This window comes from Clostridium sp. CM042 (assembly GCF_055080995.1).
In genome coordinates, this window is record NZ_CM143646.1 from 2,696,106 (window position 1) to 2,718,493 (window position 22,388).

Genomic DNA, 22,388 nt, shown 5'->3' on the forward strand with positions numbered 1-22,388 from the left:
TAGAGGGAAACTATAATTAGCATAATGAATTTGATTTTGTAAATCCTAAATATAAAAGTAATTATAATTTCCATAATTAAATTAAAATTGAATTAAAGGGAGTGAAAATATTGAAAAAAATTTTAAGCTGTTTGTTAATAGTGTTTTGTGTTTTGTCTTTTACATCATGTTCAAAGAAAAAGGATGAAGAAAAGCCAAAAGTTAATGCTTTTGAAATTAAAACTGCAACTAATGTAGTTGAGAGCTATATGAATTTTATAATGAAGGAAGATTACGAAAATGGTAAAAAACTATATAGTAAGGAATTATCTGAAAAAGTTTCTAATATGCCAATTAGTGATATGAAGATAAAGGGTTATAAAGTTACAGAAAGTAATGAAATTGGTAGAAGTGGAGTTTTTAAGGTTAGAGTTACAAGAACATCTATGGTTAGTTCTCAGTCATGTCTTGATGAATATTCTATTAAAATTGTTAAAGATGGGGCTGAATATAAAATAAGCGAAATAACCAATGCACCACAAAATGAAGCTTTTGTGGAGGACATAGGTATTAGATTTAGAGATAAAAAAAATGTAAAAACCAATTTAATTATTGATAAAGCTGGGCTTCCTAAATATGTATATTCAAAGGATGATGGAGCACGATTATATAAAGTAGTAGTGCCTACAAAAGAGTTTAGTTCTATAAATTTCAATTATGAGGGAGATAAACTTGCAGTTAGTACTTATAACAAAAACTCATTTATTGGTATTGTTAACATTGATCAGGCTCTAGCGGTTCAGGGAAATGCTACAAATCCAACTGAGCAGTCCTCGCAAGGTGGGGCATCAGGTGAAATAGCCAAGGAGAAACCAATTGGAAAGGAATTAATTTCAATAGATTTATTGCTTGATTGTAAAGTGGAGTTTATGACCTTTTCCTTAGATGAAAAATTTTTGCTTGTACAATATAATAAGGAAAAAACGGGCAAATATATTAGGGTTTATAAAGTAGACGATGGAGATATGATTCCTGTTAATTTTGAAAAAGACTATCCTGTACAAAAAGTTCAAATAGTATTTTCTTCCTTTGGTGAGGATACTATGACGTATGAAGTAATTCCTAAACCAAATGTTAACAGTTCGGAAGAGGATATAATTGGTAAATGGAAACTTGATTTAAAGACATTTACCGTAGTTAAATTATAATTAATGCACTGGTTATGGACTATAAGGTATAATTAACATAGGGCTTAATCTTTAAATAAAATAACTAGTCTTACGACTAGTTATTTTATTTAAATGGTTCTTAAACAAAGGAAGGATGATATTAGTGGAGAAAACATGGAGTGACAAAAGATATAACAGTTTAAATTATTTTTTAAGGGATAAGTTTGGTAATAAGGTTTTTAAAATTGCTTTGGACGCTGGATTTTCTTGTCCAAATAGAGATGGTACTATTAGTAATGGAGGGTGTTTGTTTTGTAGCGAAAGGGGATCAGGAGATTTTGCTGGGAATAGGGATTTTTCTATTACAAAGCAATTTGAAGATATAAAGGTTATGATGAATAAAAAATGGAAAACAGGAAAATACATTGCTTATTTTCAAGCTTATACTAATACTTATGCAAATATCGATCTATTAAGAGAAAAATATGAGGAGGCAGTATCACAGGAGGGAGTGGTAGCTCTTGCTATAGCTACAAGGCCTGATTGTTTAGATGATGCGATATTAGATCTTATAGAGGAATATTCTAATAGAGTATACACATGGGTAGAACTAGGGCTTCAAACTAGTAGTGATGAAAGCGCAAAAATTATTAACCGCGGATATAAATTATTGAGATTTGAGGAGGCTCTAAGTGAGCTTAATAAAAGAAACATTGATGTTGTGGTGCATACCATTTTTGGCCTTCCTGGAGAAAGTAAGGAGGACATGCTAAAAACAATAAATTATGTGGCACATAAAAATATAAAAGGTATAAAAATGCATTTGCTTCACCTTATGGAAAACACGCCTATGACACTGCTATACGAACAAGGAAAGCTTAAGTTTTTGCAGCAAGATGAGTACATAGATATAATTTGCACGTCAATTACTATGATTCCACCTAATATGGTTATTCATAGATTAACAGGCGACGCACCAAGGGAGCTACTAATAGGTCCTATGTGGAGTTTGAAAAAATGGGAAGTTTTAAATGGCATAGATAACAGATTAAAGGAATTAGATTTATATCAAGGGAAAAATTTTAACGATTAATAAAGGGGCAGTTGTGTCTTTCTACAAATTAACTTTACAATTTTTGTGTGTTTTGCGAATAGATAAATAGCTTTTAAAGGTCTAATATATATATATAGAAACATATAGGGGGTATATATTATGTCAAATTTATCATTAAGACACATATACAAGGTTTATCCTGGAAATGTAACAGCGGTTAAAGATTTTAATCTTGAGATAGAAGATAAAGAATTTATAGTTTTTGTAGGACCATCTGGTTGTGGTAAATCAACAACTTTAAGAATGATAGCAGGTCTTGAAGAGATATCACAAGGGGAAATATATATTGGAGATAAATTAGTAAATGATGTGGCACCTAAAGATAGAGATATAGCTATGGTTTTCCAAAACTATGCATTGTACCCTCATATGACTGTATATGATAACATGGCATTTGGATTAAAATTAAGAAAAATGCCAAAAGATCAAATAAAACAAAAGGTTACTGATGTAGCTAAAACCCTTGATATAGAACATTTACTTGATAGAAAACCAAAGGCATTATCAGGTGGACAAAGGCAAAGAGTAGCACTTGGAAGAGCTATAGTAAGAAATCCAAAGGTATTCTTAATGGATGAGCCACTATCGAATTTAGATGCTAAACTTAGAGTTCAAATGAGAACAGAAATAGCAAAACTCCATCATAAACTTCAAACAACTTTTGTATATGTAACTCATGATCAAACAGAAGCTATGACTATGGGAACAAGAATAGTTGTAATGAAAGATGGATTAGTGCAACAAATAGATACTCCTCATAACATATATGAGCATCCAGTTAACATGTTTGTTGCTGGGTTTATAGGAAGTCCTCAAATGAACTTTTGGGAAGCTAAGGTTTTAAAGCAAGATGGTGAAATTGTGCTTTCTTTCGATAATGAAACTATAATATTACCAAAGGATAAAGCAGAAGCTGTAAAAGAAAAAGACTGTATAGGAAAAATCGTTATAATGGGAATTAGACCAGAAGATATTGATGACGGTATTGATTTTATTGAAAAAAATAAAAAATCAGTTATAGAAGCCCAAGTTGACGTTACGGAGCTTATGGGTGCAGAGTCTAATATTTATTTGTCAAAAGGAAATACAAATATTGTAGCTAAAGTAAATGGATCGTCCAAAGCTACAGTTGGAGATAAAATTAAGATTGCTTTAGATACAAATAAAATTCATATATTTGATAAAGAAACTGAAAACACAATAATATAGGGGGAAAAGTAGTATGTACAATTTTACTGGATTTTTGAAGGATTTAAGTCATTCTTCAAACATACCATTTAATGTAGTTACCGAAGACGGGATTGCTTTATATATTAGTGACTTAAACATTGAAAATTCAAATATAACTAACTTTACTATTATGCTCGGACGTGTTAAAGGCATAATCAGTTTAGAAAAACAGTATGAAAATTGTACATCCTTACTTAAATATATTATCGAAAATAAATATACACATTATTTTTTAACTAAAGAACAAGCAGTTATTGATATTTTAGAGGGTAGAGAAATTTCTATTAATAATATTAATTACAATTTACCTTTTCTTAAAAATGGGTGTTATATCATATTAATAAGTGTAGATGGAAGTAAATATGAATCTCTTAACATCATAAAACAAATATATGATAATGAGCCAGTTGTAAGTTTAATATATAATGATAATATTATTGTGATTGGTGATTTTGCTGAAATAGAAGAACATACAGAGAGTATAAAGGAATCCATATCATCAGATTTGTATTGTAAATGTTATGTAAGTTATGGAGATAGAACTTATGATATAAAAGGGCTTAAGAAAGCTTATAATGATGCTGTTCAATGTATGGAACTAGGGAAAAAATTTGATATAAAAGATCATATATTTAGTTATAATAAAATGTTGTTTGAGAAAATTGTCTATAATATAGACATAAAAATTAAGCAGGAACTGTTATATATGTTAAAAGACAAATTTGATGCTTTCGATAGTGAAATGATAGTAACTATTGAGCAATTTGTGAATTGTGGTCTTAATATTAGTGATGCTGCTAGGAAACTATATGTTCATAGGAATACTCTGATTTATAGATTGGATAAGATCAAGAAAGAAACAAATTTTGATATTAGGGACTTTAAAGATGCCTCTGTATTTCTTATAGCCTTTTTAATATGGAAGGAAAATAAGGAATAAGGGATCGAAAAGTATATATTGCTGGAAATGCATTCTGCGCAATATACTTTTGATAGCATCCTCTAAAAAAACTTCAGAAGGAGAGTTATTCTCCCACTGAAGTTTTTCCTTTGTTATAGCATGTGTAGCAATTGAATCATTTGTGGATAGATAACAACTCTAAATTGTTATCTGACCACTTATAAAAGCATACAATCGTATGGAAAAAAAGTATAATATTTATATCGGTTGGTTCAAAGTTGTTAGGTATTGAGAATAAAAAAATTAATAATAATAGGGGGGGAGAAATGTAATGTTTTTAAGTAGGGTTCAATTATTTGTTGCAACAAAAATGTTAAATATAGTATTACCTATCCTAATTTTATTTGGTCTTTTTCAATTTGGGAAAGGTACTCTCATTGATAATATTATATATGTTTTTTTTGCAGGTAACTTCATATTTTTATTATTTAAGACAGCGCCTTGGGAATTTACAAACTATTATATTAGATATGTTTTTGCTCTGCTTTTTTTACTAATTGCTTTTAGAAATCTTAGTTTTCTAAACAGCTCAATAGAAAATATATTTGATTTTAAAATTTTTATAGATGTATTAGTTTTAATTCCATCTTTTATTTTAATGTATTTGAATATTGGTTCTGTTCGTGCTTCGGTCAAACCCAATGAGTGTATAAATTTATTGTTACCATTTAAAGATGGTAAGTATCTTATAACTGATGGTGGAGATGGTAAGATTAGTTCATTACTCAATTATCATAATAAAGCTCAGATACATAAAAGTGGAAAATCAAATACATCTATGAGGTATGCAACTGATATAGCCAAGCTTAATAAATTTGGATTTACAGTAAAAAATGTTCTTACTAAAAAAAATAAAGAATATGAGATATTTCACGAAAAAGTATATTGTCCATGTGAGGCTACTGTAATGGAATTAGTTGATGGAATAGAAGACAATATTCCATTTAGTAAAGAATATCCTTATAATGTTGGAAATCGGGTAGTATTAAAAATAGATAATTTTTATATAGTTATGGGACATTTAGCGAAGGGTAGTATAATTGTAAAAGAAGGAGACAAGGTAAAAGCTGGGCAACAATTAGCGATAATAGGGAACAGTGGATTAACACCTCGACCTCATTTACATATGCAAGTATCAAAATGTGAAGACGGACAATATTGGCAAGGGAAAAGTATACCTATATTTTTTAAAAATTTATATTATCCAATCAAGAATAAAATTATTAAAGGCTAATAAAATAAAATACCGTATAATTCTAAGTAGTTAATTATATTATTTCATTCATAAATAATGTTATTAGAATTAATTAGTACGTAACATTCATATTAGACGTCACAAACAATAAAGATTTGTGAAGTTTTTGGTTATAACACACATAAATGAAACTTTATACGGTTACGTTACCCTAAACTATTATATAAAATAGAAATATGTACTATAATTATAGCTGCGAGACATAAGACAAAAAGAATTATTAAGGGAGGAAAAACATATGAAAATAGATATAATAATTTCTGCTGATGATATAAAAAAAGAAAAAATAGCAAATAAAACAGTGGTAGTAATAGATATGCTTAGGGCAACTAGTGTAATAACTACTGCAATGAATAATGGATGCAAAGGCGTAATTCCTGTTTTAACAGTTGATGAGGCAGCTGAGATTGTTAGAAATAGCAAAGAAGAGTTTATGCTTGGAGGAGAGAGGAACGCATTAAAAATAGAAGGGTTTCACTATTCCAATTCTCCATTAGAATACACTAGAGAGACTATAGAAGGCAAAACTCTTGTTATGACTACAACTAATGGTACTAAAGCTATAAAAGGCTGCGTGGGTGCAAGTAACATCTTAATAGGGGCAATGATTAATGCTAAGGCTACTGCAAATAGAATAGTATCTTTAAATAAAGATGTAGTAATAGTTAATGCTGGAACTTATGGTGAATTTTCTATAGATGATTTTTTATGCAGTGGTTACATAATTGATTGTGTGTTAAAAGAAATAGAAGCAGAACTTTCAGATATAGCTGTAACTTCACATTATATTTATAAAAACAATGAAGATATTCATGGTTTTATAAAATATGCAAGTCACTATAAAAGGATTACAGAACTAGGATTAGAAGCAGATTTAGAATACTGCTGCACAAAAAATATAATAAACATTGTTCCAGAGTATAAGGATGGGATTATAGTTTAAGAAAAATGAGGTGCTATATTAAAATAGCACCTCATTTTTCTCTAAACTACTTGGAAGATGTAGAATTTCAAGTAGTAGGATTCATCAGAATTCCATAGTATTGGATGGTCTGATGCTTGAGTTCTAAACTCAACTTGTCTAAGTGTCCTTTTAGCATCTAATGCTGCATTGGCTATTGTATCTCTAAATAAATCAGGGTACATAAAATGAGAGCAAGAGCAAGTTACAAAATATCCGCCTGGTTTAACCAATTTAATACCACGTAGGTTAATTTCCTTATATCCGCGTGTTGCGCCGTCTATAGTAGAACGTGACTTTGAAAAGGCTGGGGGATCTAGTATTACTACGTCATATTGTCTTTTTTCTCTTGACCATTCTCGTAGAACATCAAAGGCATTATGGCATTCAAATTTAACAGTATCTGAAAGTCCGTTAAGCTCTGCATTTTTTCTGCAGCAATCTACGGCATAGTCAGAAATATCTACTCCGAGAACACTTTTAGCTCCAGCTATACCTGCATTAAGCGCAAAGGAACCTGTGTGAGTAAAACAATCCAAAACATCAGCATCCTTGCATAATCTGTGGATAGCTGCTCTGTTTTCCTTTTGATCTAGGAAAAATCCGGTTTTTTGACCATTTGCAATATCTACATAATACTTAACTCCATTTTCAACAATTTCTAGAGTGGTATCAAAAGGCTCGGTTAAGAATCCGGTTGTTTTCTCCATTCCTTCAAGTTCGCGAACTCTAGCGTCACTTCTTTCATAGACACCCTTTGCAGCATATTCCTGCATTAGTAACTTAACAACTATATCTTTATATTTGTCGATTCCTAGTGCTAAAGACTGAATAACATAATAGTCTTCATACTTATCTATAATCATTCCAGGCATAAAATCCGCTTCTCCAAATAAGAACCTGCAGCTAGAAGTATCTATAACTGTTTTTCTATATTTCCATGCAGCGGCAAGTTTCTTTCTAAAAAACTCTTCATCTATTTCTTCGTTAATATCTCTGGTCATTATTCTTATAGCGATTTTAGAAACGTCATTTATGAAACCTTTTCCTATAAACTCCTGTCTAAAGTTGTACACTTCAATTATATCTCCATTTTCATATTCACCATCAAAGTTTTCGATTTCATTTGCATATATCCAAAGGTGTCCATTTTCTGAATTTCTGCCTTTACCTTTATATAAGTAAAATTTGCAAGCCATTTTAAATTCCTCCTGTGTTATTTAAGGAGACATAACAATTTACAATTATTATGTCTCTTATATTTTTTGTATTTAAAAACAATTTTTAATAAAAATATTAAGCTATTTATCTATAGTAGTATACCACACTGAATTAATTTGTAATATAAAATCCATAGGTAAGTTGTAAAATGAAATGACCATAGAACAAAAAATAAAGACTCAAGAGAAAAAAATCTTGTACAATGTTAAGTGACTAAACCAACACAAGTACAGGAGGATTTCAAATGAGTCAATCAAATTTTATCACAGAGAACAAAAAAGGTAAACACCTAACATAGGAGGATCGTATAAAGATAGAGACATTATGCAAAATGGAGCTAAATTCAAGCTGTATTGCGGAGCAAATAGGTGGACGTTCAGAGCGTACAATAAGGCGTGAAATTGCTAAAGGAATAGTAGAATTATTGAATAGTGATTTAACCACTCGAATGGAATATAGCGCAGAAATTGGGCAGTCAGAACATGACAGACAAGGCACAGCAAAAGGGCCTGCATTGAAAATAGGGAAAGATCACAAATTGGTGAAGTACTTAGAAAAAGCCATTGGTAAATATGGCGAATCTCCGTATGCAGCTATTCAAAATATAATAAATAAAGATCTACAATTCGAAACAACTATTTGCTTCAAAACTGTGTATAACTATTTGGATAATAATTTATTCTTAAACATAAGTAACAAAGATCTGCCTGTTAAAAAGAATGCCAAAAAGAGAAACTATAAAAAAATAAGGCCGGCGTATAACAATACCAAAGGGACAAGCATATCAGAAAGACCTACAGCGGTAGCTGCACGTGATGAGATAGGGCACTGGGAAATGGACACCGTAGTAGGAAAGCAGGGTACAAAGACTGTATTAATGGTGTTAAGCGAAAGAGTAACTCGCAAGGAGTTAATCTTTAAAATACCTTCTAAATCACAGGTCGCTGTTGTGAAGGAATTGGACAAATTGGAGCGTAAAATGGGAATGGCATTCTCAAAAACATTTAAAACAATCACCTGTGATAACGGCTGTGAGAACCTTGATTTCGAGGGTATTGAGACCTCAGTAAGGAATAAACGAAAGAGAACTAAAGTATATTATGCCCATCCATATAGTTCATGGGAACGAGGCACAAACGAGAATATCAATAAAATGATACGACGATTTATCCCAAAAGGTGTGGATATTTCAGCATTCTCTAAAAAACAAATTATGCAAATACAGCACTGGATCAACAATTATCCAAGAAGGATTTTTAACGGTCTATCTGCTAATATGATGGAACGGAAAACCATTACAACTTAACATTATATTTTTCTTGAAAATTTCGCACATTTTATATTGCAATCTACACACAATATAAAATCCATAAAATTGTTTTGACATAAGGTCAATTATAAATTACACTAGTACATGTGTCATTTTTTAATACACACTTGAATTAAGCATATTTAGATAAAAGTGGACGTATTTTCTTTGGATGGGAATCTATATATAACATCTAATTATTAAAAACAAATAGATATATGACTAGAAATAGTTTTTAAATTATAAATATATAAAATCATGCTATAGTAAGGAGAAATACAAATGAGTAGATTAGTAGTAAAAAATATGAGCCATGGATTTGGTGATAGAGTAATATTTGAAGATGTGTCTTTTAGATTACTTAAAGGGGAACACATAGCACTTATAGGAGCTAACGGAGAAGGTAAATCAACATTTATGAATATTATTACAGGTTCGCTTATGCCAGATGAGGGCGACGTTGAATGGTCAAGTAGCGTAAGAGTGGGATACATGGATCAGCATACCGTTTTGGAAAAGGGAAGAACGATTAGAGAAGTTTTAAGGGATGCTTTTAAATATCTTTTTGACTTAGAAGAGGAAATGTTTAGTGTAACAGAGAAAATGGGAGAGGCGTCACCTGAGGAACTAGAAAAGTTACTAGACAGAATGGGAACAATACAAGATCAGCTCGATAATAATGGGTTTTATGGTATTGATTCTAAGATAGATGAGGTAGCTGTAGGAATTGGACTTAAAGATGTTGGCCTTGAAAATGATGTTTCAGATTTAAGTGGAGGACAAAGGACAAAAATTCTTCTTGCAAAACTTTTATTAGAGGCTCCAGATGTTCTGCTACTTGATGAGCCTACTAACTTTTTGGATGAGCAGCATGTAGAGTGGCTTAAGAGATATCTTCAAAATTATGAAAATGCGTTTATCCTAATATCCCATGATATTGAATTTCTAGACGGCGTAATTAATATAATATATCATGTAGAAAATAAAAAATTAACTAGATATATAGGTTCATATAACGAATTTTTGAGAGTTCATGATGCTAAAAAGAAGCAAATGGAAGCTGATTATGAAAGACAACAAAAAGAAATTACCAAATTAGAGGTTTTTGTTGCTAAAAATAAATCAAGGGCTTCTACAAGTGGAATGGCGAAATCAAGACAAAAGAAATTAGATAAAATAGATAAAATGGAAATTACAAAAGATAAACCAAAACCACAATTTGATTTTAAATCTGCAAGAGCTTCAGGGAAGATATTATTTAAAACTGTGGATTTAGTTACTGGATATGATAGCCCATTATCCAAGCCATTAAATTTATATATGGAAAGAGGACAAAAGATTGCTTTAGTTGGGGCTAATGGTGTTGGAAAAACAACATTATTAAAGAGTCTTATGGGGGATATCAAGGCTCTTTCAGGCAAGACAAACTTAGGGGATTATCAATATATAGGATACTATGAACAAGAAATAAAGGGAGTCAACCGCAATAATTGTATTGAAGAATTTTGGCAAGAATTCCCTAGTTTCACTCAGGGACAGGTAAGATCTGCGCTTGCTAAGTGTGGACTTACTACAAAGCATATTGAAAGTAGAATTACTGTGCTTAGTGGTGGAGAGCAAGCAAAGGTAAGACTTGCAAAACTTCTAAACAGGGAAACTAATATATTGATTTTAGACGAACCTACGAATCACTTAGATGTAGATGCTAAAGACGAGTTAAAGAGGGCCCTAAAAGAATATACAGGAAGTATACTTATAGTTTGTCATGAACCAGAATTCTATCAAGACGTAGTAACTGATGTATGGAACTGTGAAGAATGGACAACTAAAATCGTATAGTTTACATTAAAAAGAGCTAGAATAATTTCTAGCTCTTTTTATATATATCACTTTTTTAAAACTTCTAATCCTAGGTCTAGAATATTTGCAAATAATGATAATGTATTAGTATTTGGAATAACATTATTTTTAACATCTAATAATTTTCCAAGCCCATAACCCGTGCATATGCTAACAGTAGGGAAATCAATTTCACCGAGGTTACAAATAATATCAGTTTCGTTTAATTTTATTTTAGTTGTTTCATCAATAGGTTCTAGTATGATATAAAGTCTTGTATCACAGTTATATCTTAGAACTTTTAAAGTATCACTTAGTAGGATCTCTTTAGGTTTAGTGTTAATATCATACTTTGAAGTAGCTGAAGCAATGTTATTTATAACAAAATAATAAATATTTCTTTTGTAGTTTACTTTATCTTTAAATTCTTGTAATCTTTCTAAATTTAACTTTATATCTACTGAGATTTCATCATCTTGTAAATTGTTAAAACTTTCTTTTATGTAAGTTAATTCTTCTTTTTCATGAAGTTCTCTAGTTAAGATAGTCATACAGTTATCATAAATATCTTGAAATGAACTAAATGGTAAGGAATATTTTATATTATCTAAAACAAGATAAACCTTGAATTTAGCAGATTTATTACTAGTTTTAGATGAATAATTTACTTCGACTAATAAGAGTTCATGGAGTAGCTCTGTATCAAGTGTTATTTTTCCAATTCCGTTACTAGATTGTAGAATGCAATTCTCATTAGTAGATAAGCTTTGTGTATGTTGATTTATTATATAAGTCCCTTTAAAACCAGTTTCAGTAATTTCACCAACTCTTAATGAACTTTTTATTGGTAGTTTCTTTAAATTTATATATGGTCTATTTATACATAGGTTGCTTTTAGATATTATTCTCATATTAAACCCCTTTAGTTCTAACAAGATTGTTAGTTTGATTTATAAATTATAACATAATTAGCATTATGAAAATGAAAAAACTAATTACTGATGGAAATAGGGTGGCATAAACTCATACTACGGATGTTTTGTTCCATTCAATAAAATTGATATGGAGTGTTTAAGTCTTTTTTCTCTTGTTTTTATTTTTTTAGCACTTGAAATCCAGTCAGTAAATTTTTTTTGATTGGTATAAGACAAACTATAAAAAAATAATTTTGCCTCCTTATTTTCTTCAAGTTCTCGATTAAAGTCTTCAGGCATATTAACAATTCTTAAAGATTCATCTTTTTCTATAATAATATGTACTAAATCTCCAGCTTGTTTATTGATTTCCTTTCTTATTTTTTGAGTTATTCCAATGCAATAGCAAGAATGTCCCATTTTAGCTATTGATCCTCGATATTCATAATTATCAAAGAGTGCTTTGATTTTTACTTGTCCTTTTGTCCCGAATTCCTTTTCTACATTATAAGGAAACTCAACAAAAGCAGCATCTATTAAATCATGTTTTTTTATTACGGCATCAAATTCATAAGTTTTCATCTTAATATACCTTCTCTTATTAATTCATATCATAGGATTTGAATATTTATAATTTTAAAAGGCATATATTTTATTGATATATGCCTTTATTTTTTAAGTAGGACTCTCTTCTTGGCTGCTAACAGTGTCGTCCAGGGTAATTATGTTATCTTTTTTTATCCAGCCTTTATTATTAATGTTAGTCTGAGATTTTATAGATACTTCATACCATGAAATATCAAAAATATCAGCGGAATCTTGAATCTCTACGGTCGTGCTTTTAACTATATTAGATAGAACTGGTGAAATTTCAATAGGACTTAAATACAAACTACAACTCTCTTTTATAGTTCCACTTTTAAAAAGAGGTAGTTTGTATTTTATTACAATAGGACCCTCAGCACTACGCAAAGTTTCAATTTTTAATTTGAATTCTCTATTTTGCCTAGAGATAATCTTTAGCTGGGTTTTTTGAGTTGATAATTTTTGGTCCATAATATAATAATAAACACCAAAGCATATCAAAACAATAGAAAAAAGAAAAATGAGCAATAGTATCTCTCCTTGTAAATTACTTCTTTTAAATAATGATATATTAATATAATAGAGGTTAACTGGGAAGTTTGTGCATATGTTAAATATAAGTTATATTTATTCTTATTATATTCTATTCGATAGAAAACAAAAAAATTCACAAAAAAAACTCATGTATACACATGGGTCTTAAATTGCTGTAGTTAACTCATTATATCCTATTATATACATATCTGCATAATTAACAATATCATCCCTTTGCTCTTTGGAGAAATCATCGTAAACACCGACTACTTTCATTCCGGCAGCTTTTGCGCCTTTAACTGCAGGTAGTATATCTTCAAATACAACACATTCCTCTGGGGTTACGCCTAATTTTTCAGCGGCAAGTAAATATACATCGGGAAAGTCTTTCCCGCGAGATACTTCATCAGTTAGAGTTATGCAGTCAAAATAATGGTATATATCATTAGCATGTAGTGCAGCTTCTAACAAAGATTTACTATTACTTGTAGCGAGTCCAATTTTTATATTCAGAGTTTTAAGTAAAGATAAAAACTCAACTACACCGGGCTTTAGTTTTACATTGTTAAGATACTCCACACGGGCATAATCGTTCCATTCATTTTTAATTTCGTCGATAGTATCTAATATACCGAAATTACTTTTAAAATATGCTGCAGTCGCATCAAAGCTAAGGTGCTCTATTTGGGCTTTTAGATTTTTAGGTAAATCCATATTCCTGCTTCTAAAATAGTTTTCATCTATTCTATCCCAAACCCACATAGAGTCTATTAGGGTTCCATCTAAATCGAAAATTGCAGCTTTAATATTTTTTAGCATTTAATCACCTCTTATATAAGTATAACAGGTCGAAATGTAATTATATACTCGGATTTTAAATTTCTTAACGACATTTAAGCTTCGCAGAAGATGATTTAATGTAGCTTAATTAACAACAGATTAGGCAGAGGTTTTCTGTCTAATCTGCTATTAAAAGAATCTGTAAGTAAGAAAAGAACAAGTACTTCCGATAAAAATACCCATAATAACATCGGTAGGATAATGAACTCCTATGTAAATTCTAGAAATTCCTACACAGCAAGCTAGGGGTATAGTTATAAACCCAAATATAGGGAAATATAAAGCTATTATTATAGCTAATGAAAATGCACCAGTAGTATGACCTGACGGAAAGGAGTATTTATCTATGCCTATTTTTTTTATGTTTAAATTTGGAACTGTTATAAAAGGTCTTAATCTAGTAAAGCTTACTTTGAGAATCTTACCAATGCCAGTACTGATTGTTATAGAAATCATAGCTTTAATAGCTATGGTGTGGACAATAGTACTATTAAATAGAAATGCAAGAGTACAAAATATAAACATAAAAGAAAAAGAGCCTAAGTAAGTCATAATTGGCATTATAATATCTAAAAACCTACACTTCCAAGAATTATTTATAATTCTAAGCAGGCTAATATCTTTATAACTTATATATTCAAGTAATGCTTTCATAAAACCCCCCTTTGAATGCAAAAAAATATCTTAATTACTGAGTATTATACCATATTTTAATTTGCATTTATATTGCAAAATATTATCTAAAATTCTCTGTTGAATATTTTGGTTTTGTTTTTATCTTTAAAATCCTCAACAGTGTTAATACCAATTCTACTTAGAATTTTGTTCATACAATCACTATCTATGGATGTTTTAATTTTTGAACTTTCTGCAAATCTATCCACTCTACGTTTTCCGCAGTTTGCGTCAACCAAAGCTTTAGGCCCTCCAACACAACCGCCAACACAACCCATACCTTCTATAAAATTTGCATTAACCTCTACATTTTGAGCTTTAGTAAGCAACTCTTTACATTCTTTTACACCATTTCCTTGAATAGCATTTAATAAATGATATTTTTCAGGAAATAATTTTTCTATAACTTCTCCAATTGCTATAGATACGCCTCCAGTCCTAGCGTAAAGCCTACCACCTCTTGAAGCATATTCACTGGATACATCTTGTGGAAGTTTTTCTGGATCGATGTTTAATGTATCAAAAATATCCTTAAGTTCTGAGAATGTAAGAACATAATCAATATCACCTAAAAGGTCTTTTTCCTTAGCTTCACCTTTTTTTGCAATACAAGGACCTATAAAGACTACTTTGCAGTTAGGGTTTAATTCCTTTAAAATTCTGCCAGAGGCAATCATAGGAGATACAGAGGGAGATACATACTTCACTAAATTGTGGTACACCTTCCTTACCATCCCTACCCACATAGGACAACAGCAAGAGGTGATCATTAAATCTTCTTTTGTTTTAACGTGTTCATTAAATTCTATGGATTCTTTTAATGTAAGCATATCTGCGAAAAAAGCAACTTCAACCATGTCTGTAAATCCAATTTTTTTAAAAGCGGTTCTAAGGGTATCTACATTAACATTTTCTCCAAATTGACCAGTAATGGCAGGAGCTACAGCTGCTATTACTGTAGAATTTCCTCTTAATAAATTTAAAAGAGGAATAAACTCTACCTTGTCCATTAAGGCACCATTCGGGCATGCTTCTACGCAAAAACCACAGTCTGTGCATTTATCATTGTCAATATAAGTAGTATTACTTTTATTATCTATTAATATGGCATCAAAAGGGCAGGAAGCTTGACATCTTGTCTTTCCAGGCTTATCTGTACAATCCATAGTGCAGCCTTTGATTTTATTTACAATTTTATAATTTGCTTCATAGGAAAGAATAGCTTTATTTAAATCCTCTATGTAATTATGAGAAAAGTCTACTTCGACTCCACAAAGTGAGGAAATTACGGAGCTTAACTCATTTTTATTAATATTATCCTTAGACAGTAATTCCAGTACCGTGTTTTCAAAATTATCTTCATAATATGATTTAATAAGAGCCTTAAAAATTTCATTATACATTTTATTCAAAATAATCACTCCTAAGTTATTATTAGATATGTAATGCCTTTAGCATAATACCTACAAAAAATAATAAAATAGTAGGCTATTATCTATTTTGTCAAAAATGAAGAGTTTTATACATACTAACGAATGAAAATTTATAATAAAAAAAGAGTTGTCATTAGACAACTCTTTTTTGGTCGGGGTGACAGGGATTGAACCTGCGACCTCATGGTCCCAAACCACGCGCGCTCCCAGCTGCGCTACACCCCGAAGACAATTTAATTATACAAAACAAATGCATAAATGTCAACAATATTAGCAAATGTTTTTGAAAATATAAAACATGAAATATGTAAGTTATAAATTCTATTTGCTGACAACACTAGCTATTATATAAAACAAAGGCATAAATGTCAACAATCTTAACAATTATTTTTTTAAAAGTATATATCTGGATTTTACCGCAATTTTCTGAAAGCATTATTGCATTTGAATTTTTTATAGATTACAATTAAGTTAGAATTGTAAAATTTCACATAAATAGAGGTGCAGATAAAGATGTAATTTTTGAGTGATAAGGATGTGACCATAAATATATAGTAGTTAGGGGGAAAAGAATGTATAAATATATAATACAAGGCTTACTTTTAGGTTTTGCATACGTAGCACCTATAGGTACGCAAAACATATTTGTAATAAATACAGCTATACGTAAAAGCAGACTAAGGGCATATCAAGTTGCATTTATTACTATATTTTTCGACATATCGCTTGCACTTTCATGCTTTTTAGGTATAGGGGCACTTATGGAAAGGTTTAAACTTTTAAAGATACTTATTCTTTTACTAGGTAGTGTAGCAGTAATCTACATTGGAGTAGGACTTGTGAGACAAGTACCAGAAGTTGAATCGGGAGAAACTGTGGATGTGAATAAATCATTTATAAAAATAATATGGACATGTTTTGCAGTAACCTGGCTAAATCCCCAGGCTCTAGTTGATGGTTCCTTATTATTGGGGGGGATGAGAGCTTCACTTCCAGTAGACATGTCTAGCTACTTTATTATAGGGGTATGCTTAGCGTCTTTCATCTGGTTTACTTCATTAGCAACAATTATTTCACTATTTAAAGGCAAGTTTAACATTAAAGTTATAAAAATAGTAAACTTAGTATGTGGTGTAGTCATAATATTATATGGATTTAAATTAGCATATTCTTTTGTTAAATTAGTTATTTAGTGAATTTGGAAAAGAAGAGAGCGGCTTTAGGATGATATCAAAATCATATTATCCTAAAAGCTGCTTTATATTTATTGTTTTTTACCATCCCTTTCTTTATCACCGGCTCCTCTAGTAGGTACAGTAGACATAACGAAACCTACAAGGATTGATACTAAGGCAGGAGCTAGTATGTTAATATATACTATATATCGTGTTTTGTATAAAACTAGAGCTGTGAGGGATGTTACTAGTGCACTAGCTACAAAAATAATAATTACGAATTTTGCGAAAGAACTCATGAATTTTTCATACAATCGGTGACGAGTTGGCCCACTTATAACACTTCTAAATAGAAAATACGAAGCAAAAATTATTACGACATCTACTATAGCTGAAACTAGAAAATTTTTCATTATATATACCTCCAAAACATTTTTTCATATTTAGTGTTACCAAAGACTAATGTTTTTACGCAATATAATTATAAATATTGAAATTTAAATATGAGTATTTACATTAGTAGATTATTTTGTTAGTATAAAATTTACAAATAGTATCTTAGGAGGGAAACAATTGAAGGAAATTAAATTTAGTAGAGTAACAAAAAAAATGGCTATGAAGCAAGGTGCATTCAGTATTTTAATGAGCTTTGCATTGTTAATAGGAGTCATAGGATCATTTGTTCGCGGAAGAACCGGAATTGCAGGAATATTTTTAATGGTGACATTTGTATCTATAGGATTTTCAATATCTTTTATAATGAAACTTAGAAAACTAGAAAATTTAAATTATTTAAAATTTGAAAAGGATAGATTTGAACTTAATAGTAACTTTGCGTCAAAGGGTAGGGTTATTATGTTTAATGATATAAGTAAGGTTGAAATAACGAAGAAATATATCGCAATAAAAGTAGGTAAAAAACCGTATAATATCCTTCTTCAACATATTGAACCTGAAAACATTAAGGCAGTAGAACAGCTTTTCATGAGATATAATAGAAAGTGAAAAACTCATATCCTTATTTTATTATAAGGATATGAGTTTTTTTGTTGTATATAGCACGAATTACTTGCAAAGTATTTCCCCTTCAATAACAATAACCGCTTTGCCACCAACCTTTACTGTTAAGTTTTCTTTGCTTCCTTCTAATCTTACGATTATTTTACTAGGTCTATTCATATAGTAACCTTGTTCACAGATTATAGTTATATTATCTTCAAATTTAAGCACATCGTTTTTTACTAGATAGGCACCAAGTGCTCCATTAGAAGTTCCTGTGGCAGATTCTTCATTTATACCAGCAGCGGGACCAAAGTTTCTACAAGATAGAGTGGAGGATCCTTCTTCGGTTTCAAGCGTAAAGGCATGTACCCCAATAATATTTAGATTATTACTATATTCAGTTAATCTAGTATAGTTTGGATTTAGGGATTTTAATGCAGATAAACTTTTAACCGGAAGCATAATGTCTGTAAGGCCGGTAGATACAGCTTGAGGAATGAGGCTATAACCGTCTATTCCTATATCACTTGCATTGATACCCATGATTTCAGCAAGTTCATATGTATTTGCAACATCAAAAACAAATTTGGGTTTAGTTTGAGTCATCATTACACTATCAATTTTATTATCTTTAAAATAAAGTTCAACTGGTAAAATACCGGCCTTTGTTTTTTGTTTTAGAATTTTAACACCATCAGTTCCAGTAATAATATCTTTTGAAGCTAAAGAAAAAAAAGAACCAATTGTAGCATGACCACATAAGTCTACTTCTTGGGTAGGTGTAAAAAATCTTACTTCATAATCTACTTCCGCATCTTTCATAGGGAAAATAAAGGCAGTTTCCGATAAATTCATTTCTTGGGCAATACTTAACATATCGTTATAATTTAATCCAATAGCGTTAGGTACTACACCAGCTGGATTACCTCCGAAGGGCACATCTGAGAAGGCATCTACTTGGTAAATAACTTTTTTCATAAAGAGCACATTCCTTTCTAAGGTTAATTTTAAATATATTTTCAGGGTTATACTTCTAATATAGTGGTTGTAGACAAAGATGTAAATAAAAAAATAAGCCTACATCTGAAAGACGTAGGCTTAAGCCTTCAATATCATCGATTATTTTATAATTTTAAAAAAAATTTGATAAAAATAAACAATTATTTTAAGTACATTTCTCCTATTTTAACGATGTCTCCTGCACCCATTGTAAGAAGAATATCTCCTTCTTTTAAATTGTTTTTAAGATAATCAACAATTTCATCAAAGCTATGAAGATTTATGCAATTTACATTTTTCTCTCTTATTCTATCTCCAAGCATATTTGAACTTATTACTCCAGTATCTTTTTCTCTGGCAGCATAAATATCTGATAGTATTAAATTATCCATATCATAAAAAGAATCTGAAAAATCTTCAAATAAGCTTAATGTTCTTGAATAAGTATGGGGTTGGAAAACACAATAAATTTTATTATGAGGATAATTTTTTGTAGCACTTAAAGTTGCTTTAATTTCTGTAGGGTGGTGGGCATAATCGTCAATAACAGTTACGCCATTTTTAGTTCCTTTTAGCTCAAATCTTCTATGTGTACCCTTGAAACTAGAAAGGCCGCACGTGATTGAGTTTTGAGAAAAATTAAGGATTAGTGCGGTGCCTATACTTGCAAGGGCATTTAGAACATTATGCTGCCCAGGGACATTAAGGCTTATTTGAAATAGTTTGTGACCCTCTTTGTATACATCAAAGGTGGCACAACCTAATTCATTATAACTAATATCTTTCGCCTTAAGCATTCCGTTGTTTATTCCGTAAGTAAGTATGCTACAGTTATAATCATGATTATGGAGAATAGTTTTAACATTTTCATCTTCCACATTTGCAACTAAATAGCCTTCTTTTGGTATAATATTAATGAATTTTATGAAGGTATCTTTAATGTGATTTATGTCTTTATAGTAATCTAGGTGATCCGCATCTATATTTAATATTGTTCCTATATAGGGAAAAAACTTTAAGAATGATGCTTTATACTCACAGGCTTCTGTAATAAAATAGTTACTATTTCCAGCTAAAACATTACCTCCGATAGCATCTAATTCTCCACCCACGAGTATTGTAGGGTCTACATCCTCTTTTAAAATGATGTGGGCAAGCATTGAAGTTGTAGTAGTTTTACCATGAGTGCCCGCTACTGAAACATTATATTTGTGACCTTTCATAATTTGACCTAAAAATTCAGCCCTATCCATTAAAGGAACGTTTAACTCTTTAGCCTTAATGTATTCTGGATTTTCAGGAGAAATAGCAGCAGTGTAAACTACTAAATCTGCAGTATTTATGTTATCACCATTATGGCCTATATAAATTTCGACGCCTTTTTCTTTAAGTTTGCTTGTTATATGTGATGAATTCATATCAGACCCAGAAACTTTATAGTTATTTTTTATGAGTATTTCAGCAAGACCACTCATACTTATACCGCCGATTCCTATGAAATGAACTTTTTTGTTTTTATCTCTTATAAAATCAAAAGACATTATATCAACTCCTTAAAAATGATTATGATTATTTAGTATATGCAAATTGCATTAGTATTGAGTATAACAAACAAATGCATATATGTACGTCTTAATTATATACAAAAATACAGAAAAACTAAACACATTATAGAATAATATTTCTTGAGAATTCACTGTATTAAGTTATAAAGCTTAAAAACTGTCAATAAGCATTGTAATAAAGATAAAAAAGATTTACAATTAAAATACGAATGATAGTAAGAATTTTACTGAGTAAAATTCGTAAAATAAAGATATGGGTGAGATATTATGAATAAATATAGTAGAAATCAAAGAGTTACAGGTATTACTAAAATAATAACAGAAAATCCTAATAAGACAATTAATTTAAAAATGTTTACGGAATTATTTAATGCAGCTAAATCCACAATTAGCGAAGATATTGTTATTGTTCGCGAAACTTTAAGTGAGTTATCTATGGGAAGAGTGGAAACGGTAGCAGGCGCAGCTGGTGGAGTAAAATATATTTGTGGAGTCTCAAAGCAAGAAAGTATAACATTTGCAGAAAAATTATGTGAAATTTTAACACAGAAGGACAGAGTGATACCAGGAAATTTTATATATATGACTGATATTATGTATAATCCAGAAATAGTACACAAAGCAGGAGTAATCCTTGCATCTACTTTTAGTGAGTTAGATATAGACTATGTTGTAACAGTCGAGACTAAAGGAATACCACTTGCGTATGAAGTGGCAAAAATGCTTGGGGTTCAATTAGTTATTGTAAGGCATGATCCTAAGGTTACTGAAGGAAGTACTGTTAGTATCAACTATGTATCTGGTTCTAGTAACAGAATTCAAACTATGTCTCTTTCAAGAAAGTCTATAAAAAAACAGAGCAAATGTATTTTTATAGATGACTTTATGAAAGCTGGAGGCACTGCAACAGGTATAATTAATTTGCTTAAAGAATTCGAAAGTGAACTTTTAGGTATTGGGGTTCTCGTTGATAATATTCAAAGTGGTCATAAATTAATAGAAGAATACATATCGATTATTCAATTTAAGGGAATAAACGAGGAAGGTGAATCTGAGTTAGCTCCATCAAAATTTTTTGAAAAAGTGTAATATTCAAAAGATTTAATTTTTATTTACAATTTAAGAAGGAAAAACCCAAGTTATAGAGAAATAGTATAACTATAACGCAACTTGGAGGTGGAGTGTATGGAAATCACAGACGTTAGAATTAGGAAAATAGCTACAGAGGGGAAAATGAAAGCGATTATATCAATAACTTTTGACAATGAATTTGTTGTTCATGATATTAAAGTTATAGAAGGACAAAGTGGACTTTTTATTGCTATGCCAAGTAGGAAAACTCCGGATGGGGAATTCAAGGACATAGCACACCCAATAAATACTCAAACAAGAGAGAAGATTCAATCAGCTATTTTAGATGAGTATGAAAAAGTAAAAAATGAAAAACCAGTAGTAAGAGTATTAGAAAAACCAGTAGAAGAAGTAGGAGAAAATTTAGAAGTATAAAAAAGGGGGTTACCCCCTTTTTATTTTTATAAAGAAAATATTGAAAAACGCCCAAGGTTAGTTGCAATTAAATGTTATATAAAATATAATATAAGAAGTGTTTTAATTGAAGAAAATATAAA

22 protein-coding genes and 1 tRNA gene are annotated in these 22,388 nt (G+C 30.4%); 12 read left to right on the top strand and 11 right to left on the bottom strand.

Going from position 1 to position 22,388, the window contains the following annotated elements; translation table 11 throughout:
- Positions 1-110 precede the first annotated feature (110 nt).
- From ACWJJ7_RS12825 to ACWJJ7_RS12850, 6 genes are all read left to right on the top strand, one after another.
- Positions 111-1,187, top strand: coding sequence for a hypothetical protein (locus ACWJJ7_RS12825; RefSeq protein WP_462962452.1), 1,077 nt, complete (start codon positions 111-113; stop codon positions 1,185-1,187).
- 124 nt (positions 1,188-1,311) lie between these two features.
- The gene (mnmL, locus tag ACWJJ7_RS12830; protein ID WP_462962453.1) at positions 1,312-2,241 is read left to right on the top strand and encodes a tRNA modification radical SAM protein MnmL/YtqA; all 930 of its coding nucleotides are present in this window, start codon (positions 1,312-1,314) and stop codon (positions 2,239-2,241) included.
- A 120-nt stretch (positions 2,242-2,361) separates the two neighbouring features.
- Complete coding sequence (locus tag ACWJJ7_RS12835; protein WP_462962454.1) at positions 2,362-3,471, top strand: ABC transporter ATP-binding protein; 1,110 nt, start codon at positions 2,362-2,364, stop codon at positions 3,469-3,471.
- A 13-nt stretch (positions 3,472-3,484) separates the two neighbouring features.
- Complete coding sequence (locus ACWJJ7_RS12840; protein ID WP_462962455.1) at positions 3,485-4,432, top strand: PucR family transcriptional regulator; 948 nt, start codon at positions 3,485-3,487, stop codon at positions 4,430-4,432.
- A 292-nt stretch (positions 4,433-4,724) separates the two neighbouring features.
- Complete coding sequence (locus ACWJJ7_RS12845) at positions 4,725-5,687, top strand: M23 family metallopeptidase (RefSeq protein WP_462962456.1); 963 nt, start codon at positions 4,725-4,727, stop codon at positions 5,685-5,687.
- A gap of 259 nt (positions 5,688-5,946) precedes the next feature.
- Positions 5,947-6,651 (top strand): 2-phosphosulfolactate phosphatase family protein, encoded by a 705-nt coding sequence (locus tag ACWJJ7_RS12850; protein WP_462962457.1) that lies wholly within the window; start codon positions 5,947-5,949, stop codon positions 6,649-6,651.
- A 41-nt stretch (positions 6,652-6,692) separates the two neighbouring features.
- On the opposite strand, the gene ACWJJ7_RS12855 is transcribed toward ACWJJ7_RS12850, so the two are convergent.
- On the bottom strand, positions 6,693-7,868 hold the full coding sequence (locus ACWJJ7_RS12855) for a class I SAM-dependent rRNA methyltransferase (protein ID WP_462962458.1): 1,176 nt from the start codon (positions 7,866-7,868) through the stop codon (positions 6,693-6,695).
- Between the two features lie 353 nt (positions 7,869-8,221).
- Here ACWJJ7_RS12855 and ACWJJ7_RS12860 point away from each other — a divergent pair, with 353 nt between their 5' ends.
- Together ACWJJ7_RS12860 and ACWJJ7_RS12865 are read left to right on the top strand one after the other, a co-directional pair.
- Positions 8,222-9,196 carry an IS30 family transposase gene (locus tag ACWJJ7_RS12860; RefSeq protein WP_462962459.1) on the top strand — a complete coding sequence of 325 codons (975 nt, stop codon included), beginning with the start codon at positions 8,222-8,224 and terminating at the stop codon, positions 9,194-9,196.
- A 285-nt stretch (positions 9,197-9,481) separates the two neighbouring features.
- On the top strand, positions 9,482-11,038 hold the full coding sequence (locus ACWJJ7_RS12865; RefSeq protein WP_462962460.1) for an ABC-F family ATP-binding cassette domain-containing protein: 1,557 nt from the start codon (positions 9,482-9,484) through the stop codon (positions 11,036-11,038).
- A 47-nt stretch (positions 11,039-11,085) separates the two neighbouring features.
- Here ACWJJ7_RS12865 and ACWJJ7_RS12870 read toward each other — a convergent pair whose 3' ends face one another.
- The 7 genes from ACWJJ7_RS12870 to ACWJJ7_RS12900 all read right to left on the bottom strand — a co-directional run bounded on the left by ACWJJ7_RS12870 (position 11,086) and on the right by ACWJJ7_RS12900 (position 16,244).
- Entirely contained in the window at positions 11,086-11,949 is an 864-nt protein-coding gene (locus ACWJJ7_RS12870; RefSeq protein ID WP_462962461.1) for a hypothetical protein, read from the bottom strand.
- Between the two features lie 117 nt (positions 11,950-12,066).
- Positions 12,067-12,534: a YdeI/OmpD-associated family protein gene (locus ACWJJ7_RS12875; RefSeq protein WP_462962462.1), complete on the bottom strand. Its 468-nt coding sequence runs from the start codon at positions 12,532-12,534 to the stop codon at positions 12,067-12,069.
- A 93-nt stretch (positions 12,535-12,627) separates the two neighbouring features.
- Positions 12,628-13,065 (bottom strand): hypothetical protein, encoded by a 438-nt coding sequence (locus ACWJJ7_RS12880; protein ID WP_462962463.1) that lies wholly within the window; start codon positions 13,063-13,065, stop codon positions 12,628-12,630.
- Between the two features lie 171 nt (positions 13,066-13,236).
- Positions 13,237-13,890, bottom strand: coding sequence for an HAD family hydrolase (locus ACWJJ7_RS12885; RefSeq protein ID WP_462962464.1), 654 nt, complete (start codon positions 13,888-13,890; stop codon positions 13,237-13,239).
- A 150-nt stretch (positions 13,891-14,040) separates the two neighbouring features.
- On the bottom strand, positions 14,041-14,565 hold the full coding sequence (locus tag ACWJJ7_RS12890) for a phosphatase PAP2 family protein (protein WP_462962465.1): 525 nt from the start codon (positions 14,563-14,565) through the stop codon (positions 14,041-14,043).
- Between the two features lie 86 nt (positions 14,566-14,651).
- On the bottom strand, positions 14,652-15,998 hold the full coding sequence (locus ACWJJ7_RS12895; RefSeq protein ID WP_462962466.1) for a [Fe-Fe] hydrogenase large subunit C-terminal domain-containing protein: 1,347 nt from the start codon (positions 15,996-15,998) through the stop codon (positions 14,652-14,654).
- 170 nt (positions 15,999-16,168) lie between these two features.
- Positions 16,169-16,244: transfer RNA gene (locus ACWJJ7_RS12900), tRNA-Pro, on the bottom strand.
- A gap of 347 nt (positions 16,245-16,591) precedes the next feature.
- Between ACWJJ7_RS12900 and ACWJJ7_RS12905 the strand changes: the two genes are divergently transcribed.
- Complete coding sequence (locus ACWJJ7_RS12905) at positions 16,592-17,212, top strand: LysE/ArgO family amino acid transporter (RefSeq protein ID WP_462962467.1); 621 nt, start codon at positions 16,592-16,594, stop codon at positions 17,210-17,212.
- Between the two features lie 71 nt (positions 17,213-17,283).
- On the opposite strand, the gene ACWJJ7_RS12910 is transcribed toward ACWJJ7_RS12905, so the two are convergent.
- Positions 17,284-17,607 carry a hypothetical protein gene (locus ACWJJ7_RS12910; RefSeq protein ID WP_462962468.1) on the bottom strand — a complete coding sequence of 108 codons (324 nt, stop codon included), beginning with the start codon at positions 17,605-17,607 and terminating at the stop codon, positions 17,284-17,286.
- Positions 17,608-17,767: 160 nt separating this feature from the next.
- Here ACWJJ7_RS12910 and ACWJJ7_RS12915 point away from each other — a divergent pair, with 160 nt between their 5' ends.
- Positions 17,768-18,199: a hypothetical protein gene (locus ACWJJ7_RS12915; RefSeq protein ID WP_462962469.1), complete on the top strand. Its 432-nt coding sequence runs from the start codon at positions 17,768-17,770 to the stop codon at positions 18,197-18,199.
- 60 nt (positions 18,200-18,259) lie between these two features.
- On the opposite strand, the gene ACWJJ7_RS12920 is transcribed toward ACWJJ7_RS12915, so the two are convergent.
- Positions 18,260-19,174: a PhzF family phenazine biosynthesis protein gene (locus ACWJJ7_RS12920; protein WP_462962470.1), complete on the bottom strand. Its 915-nt coding sequence runs from the start codon at positions 19,172-19,174 to the stop codon at positions 18,260-18,262.
- A 182-nt stretch (positions 19,175-19,356) separates the two neighbouring features.
- Positions 19,357-20,736: a UDP-N-acetylmuramate--L-alanine ligase gene (gene murC / locus ACWJJ7_RS12925; protein ID WP_462962471.1), complete on the bottom strand. Its 1,380-nt coding sequence runs from the start codon at positions 20,734-20,736 to the stop codon at positions 19,357-19,359.
- A 291-nt stretch (positions 20,737-21,027) separates the two neighbouring features.
- On the opposite strand from murC, the gene purR reads away from it, so the two are divergent.
- Together purR and spoVG are read left to right on the top strand one after the other, a co-directional pair.
- Complete coding sequence (gene purR / locus ACWJJ7_RS12930; RefSeq protein ID WP_462962472.1) at positions 21,028-21,849, top strand: pur operon repressor; 822 nt, start codon at positions 21,028-21,030, stop codon at positions 21,847-21,849.
- Positions 21,850-21,945: 96 nt separating this feature from the next.
- A complete protein-coding gene (gene spoVG / locus ACWJJ7_RS12935; RefSeq protein WP_462962473.1) occupies positions 21,946-22,266 on the top strand; it encodes a septation regulator SpoVG in 321 nt (106 codons plus the stop codon).
- Positions 22,267-22,388: the final 122 nt, after the last annotated feature.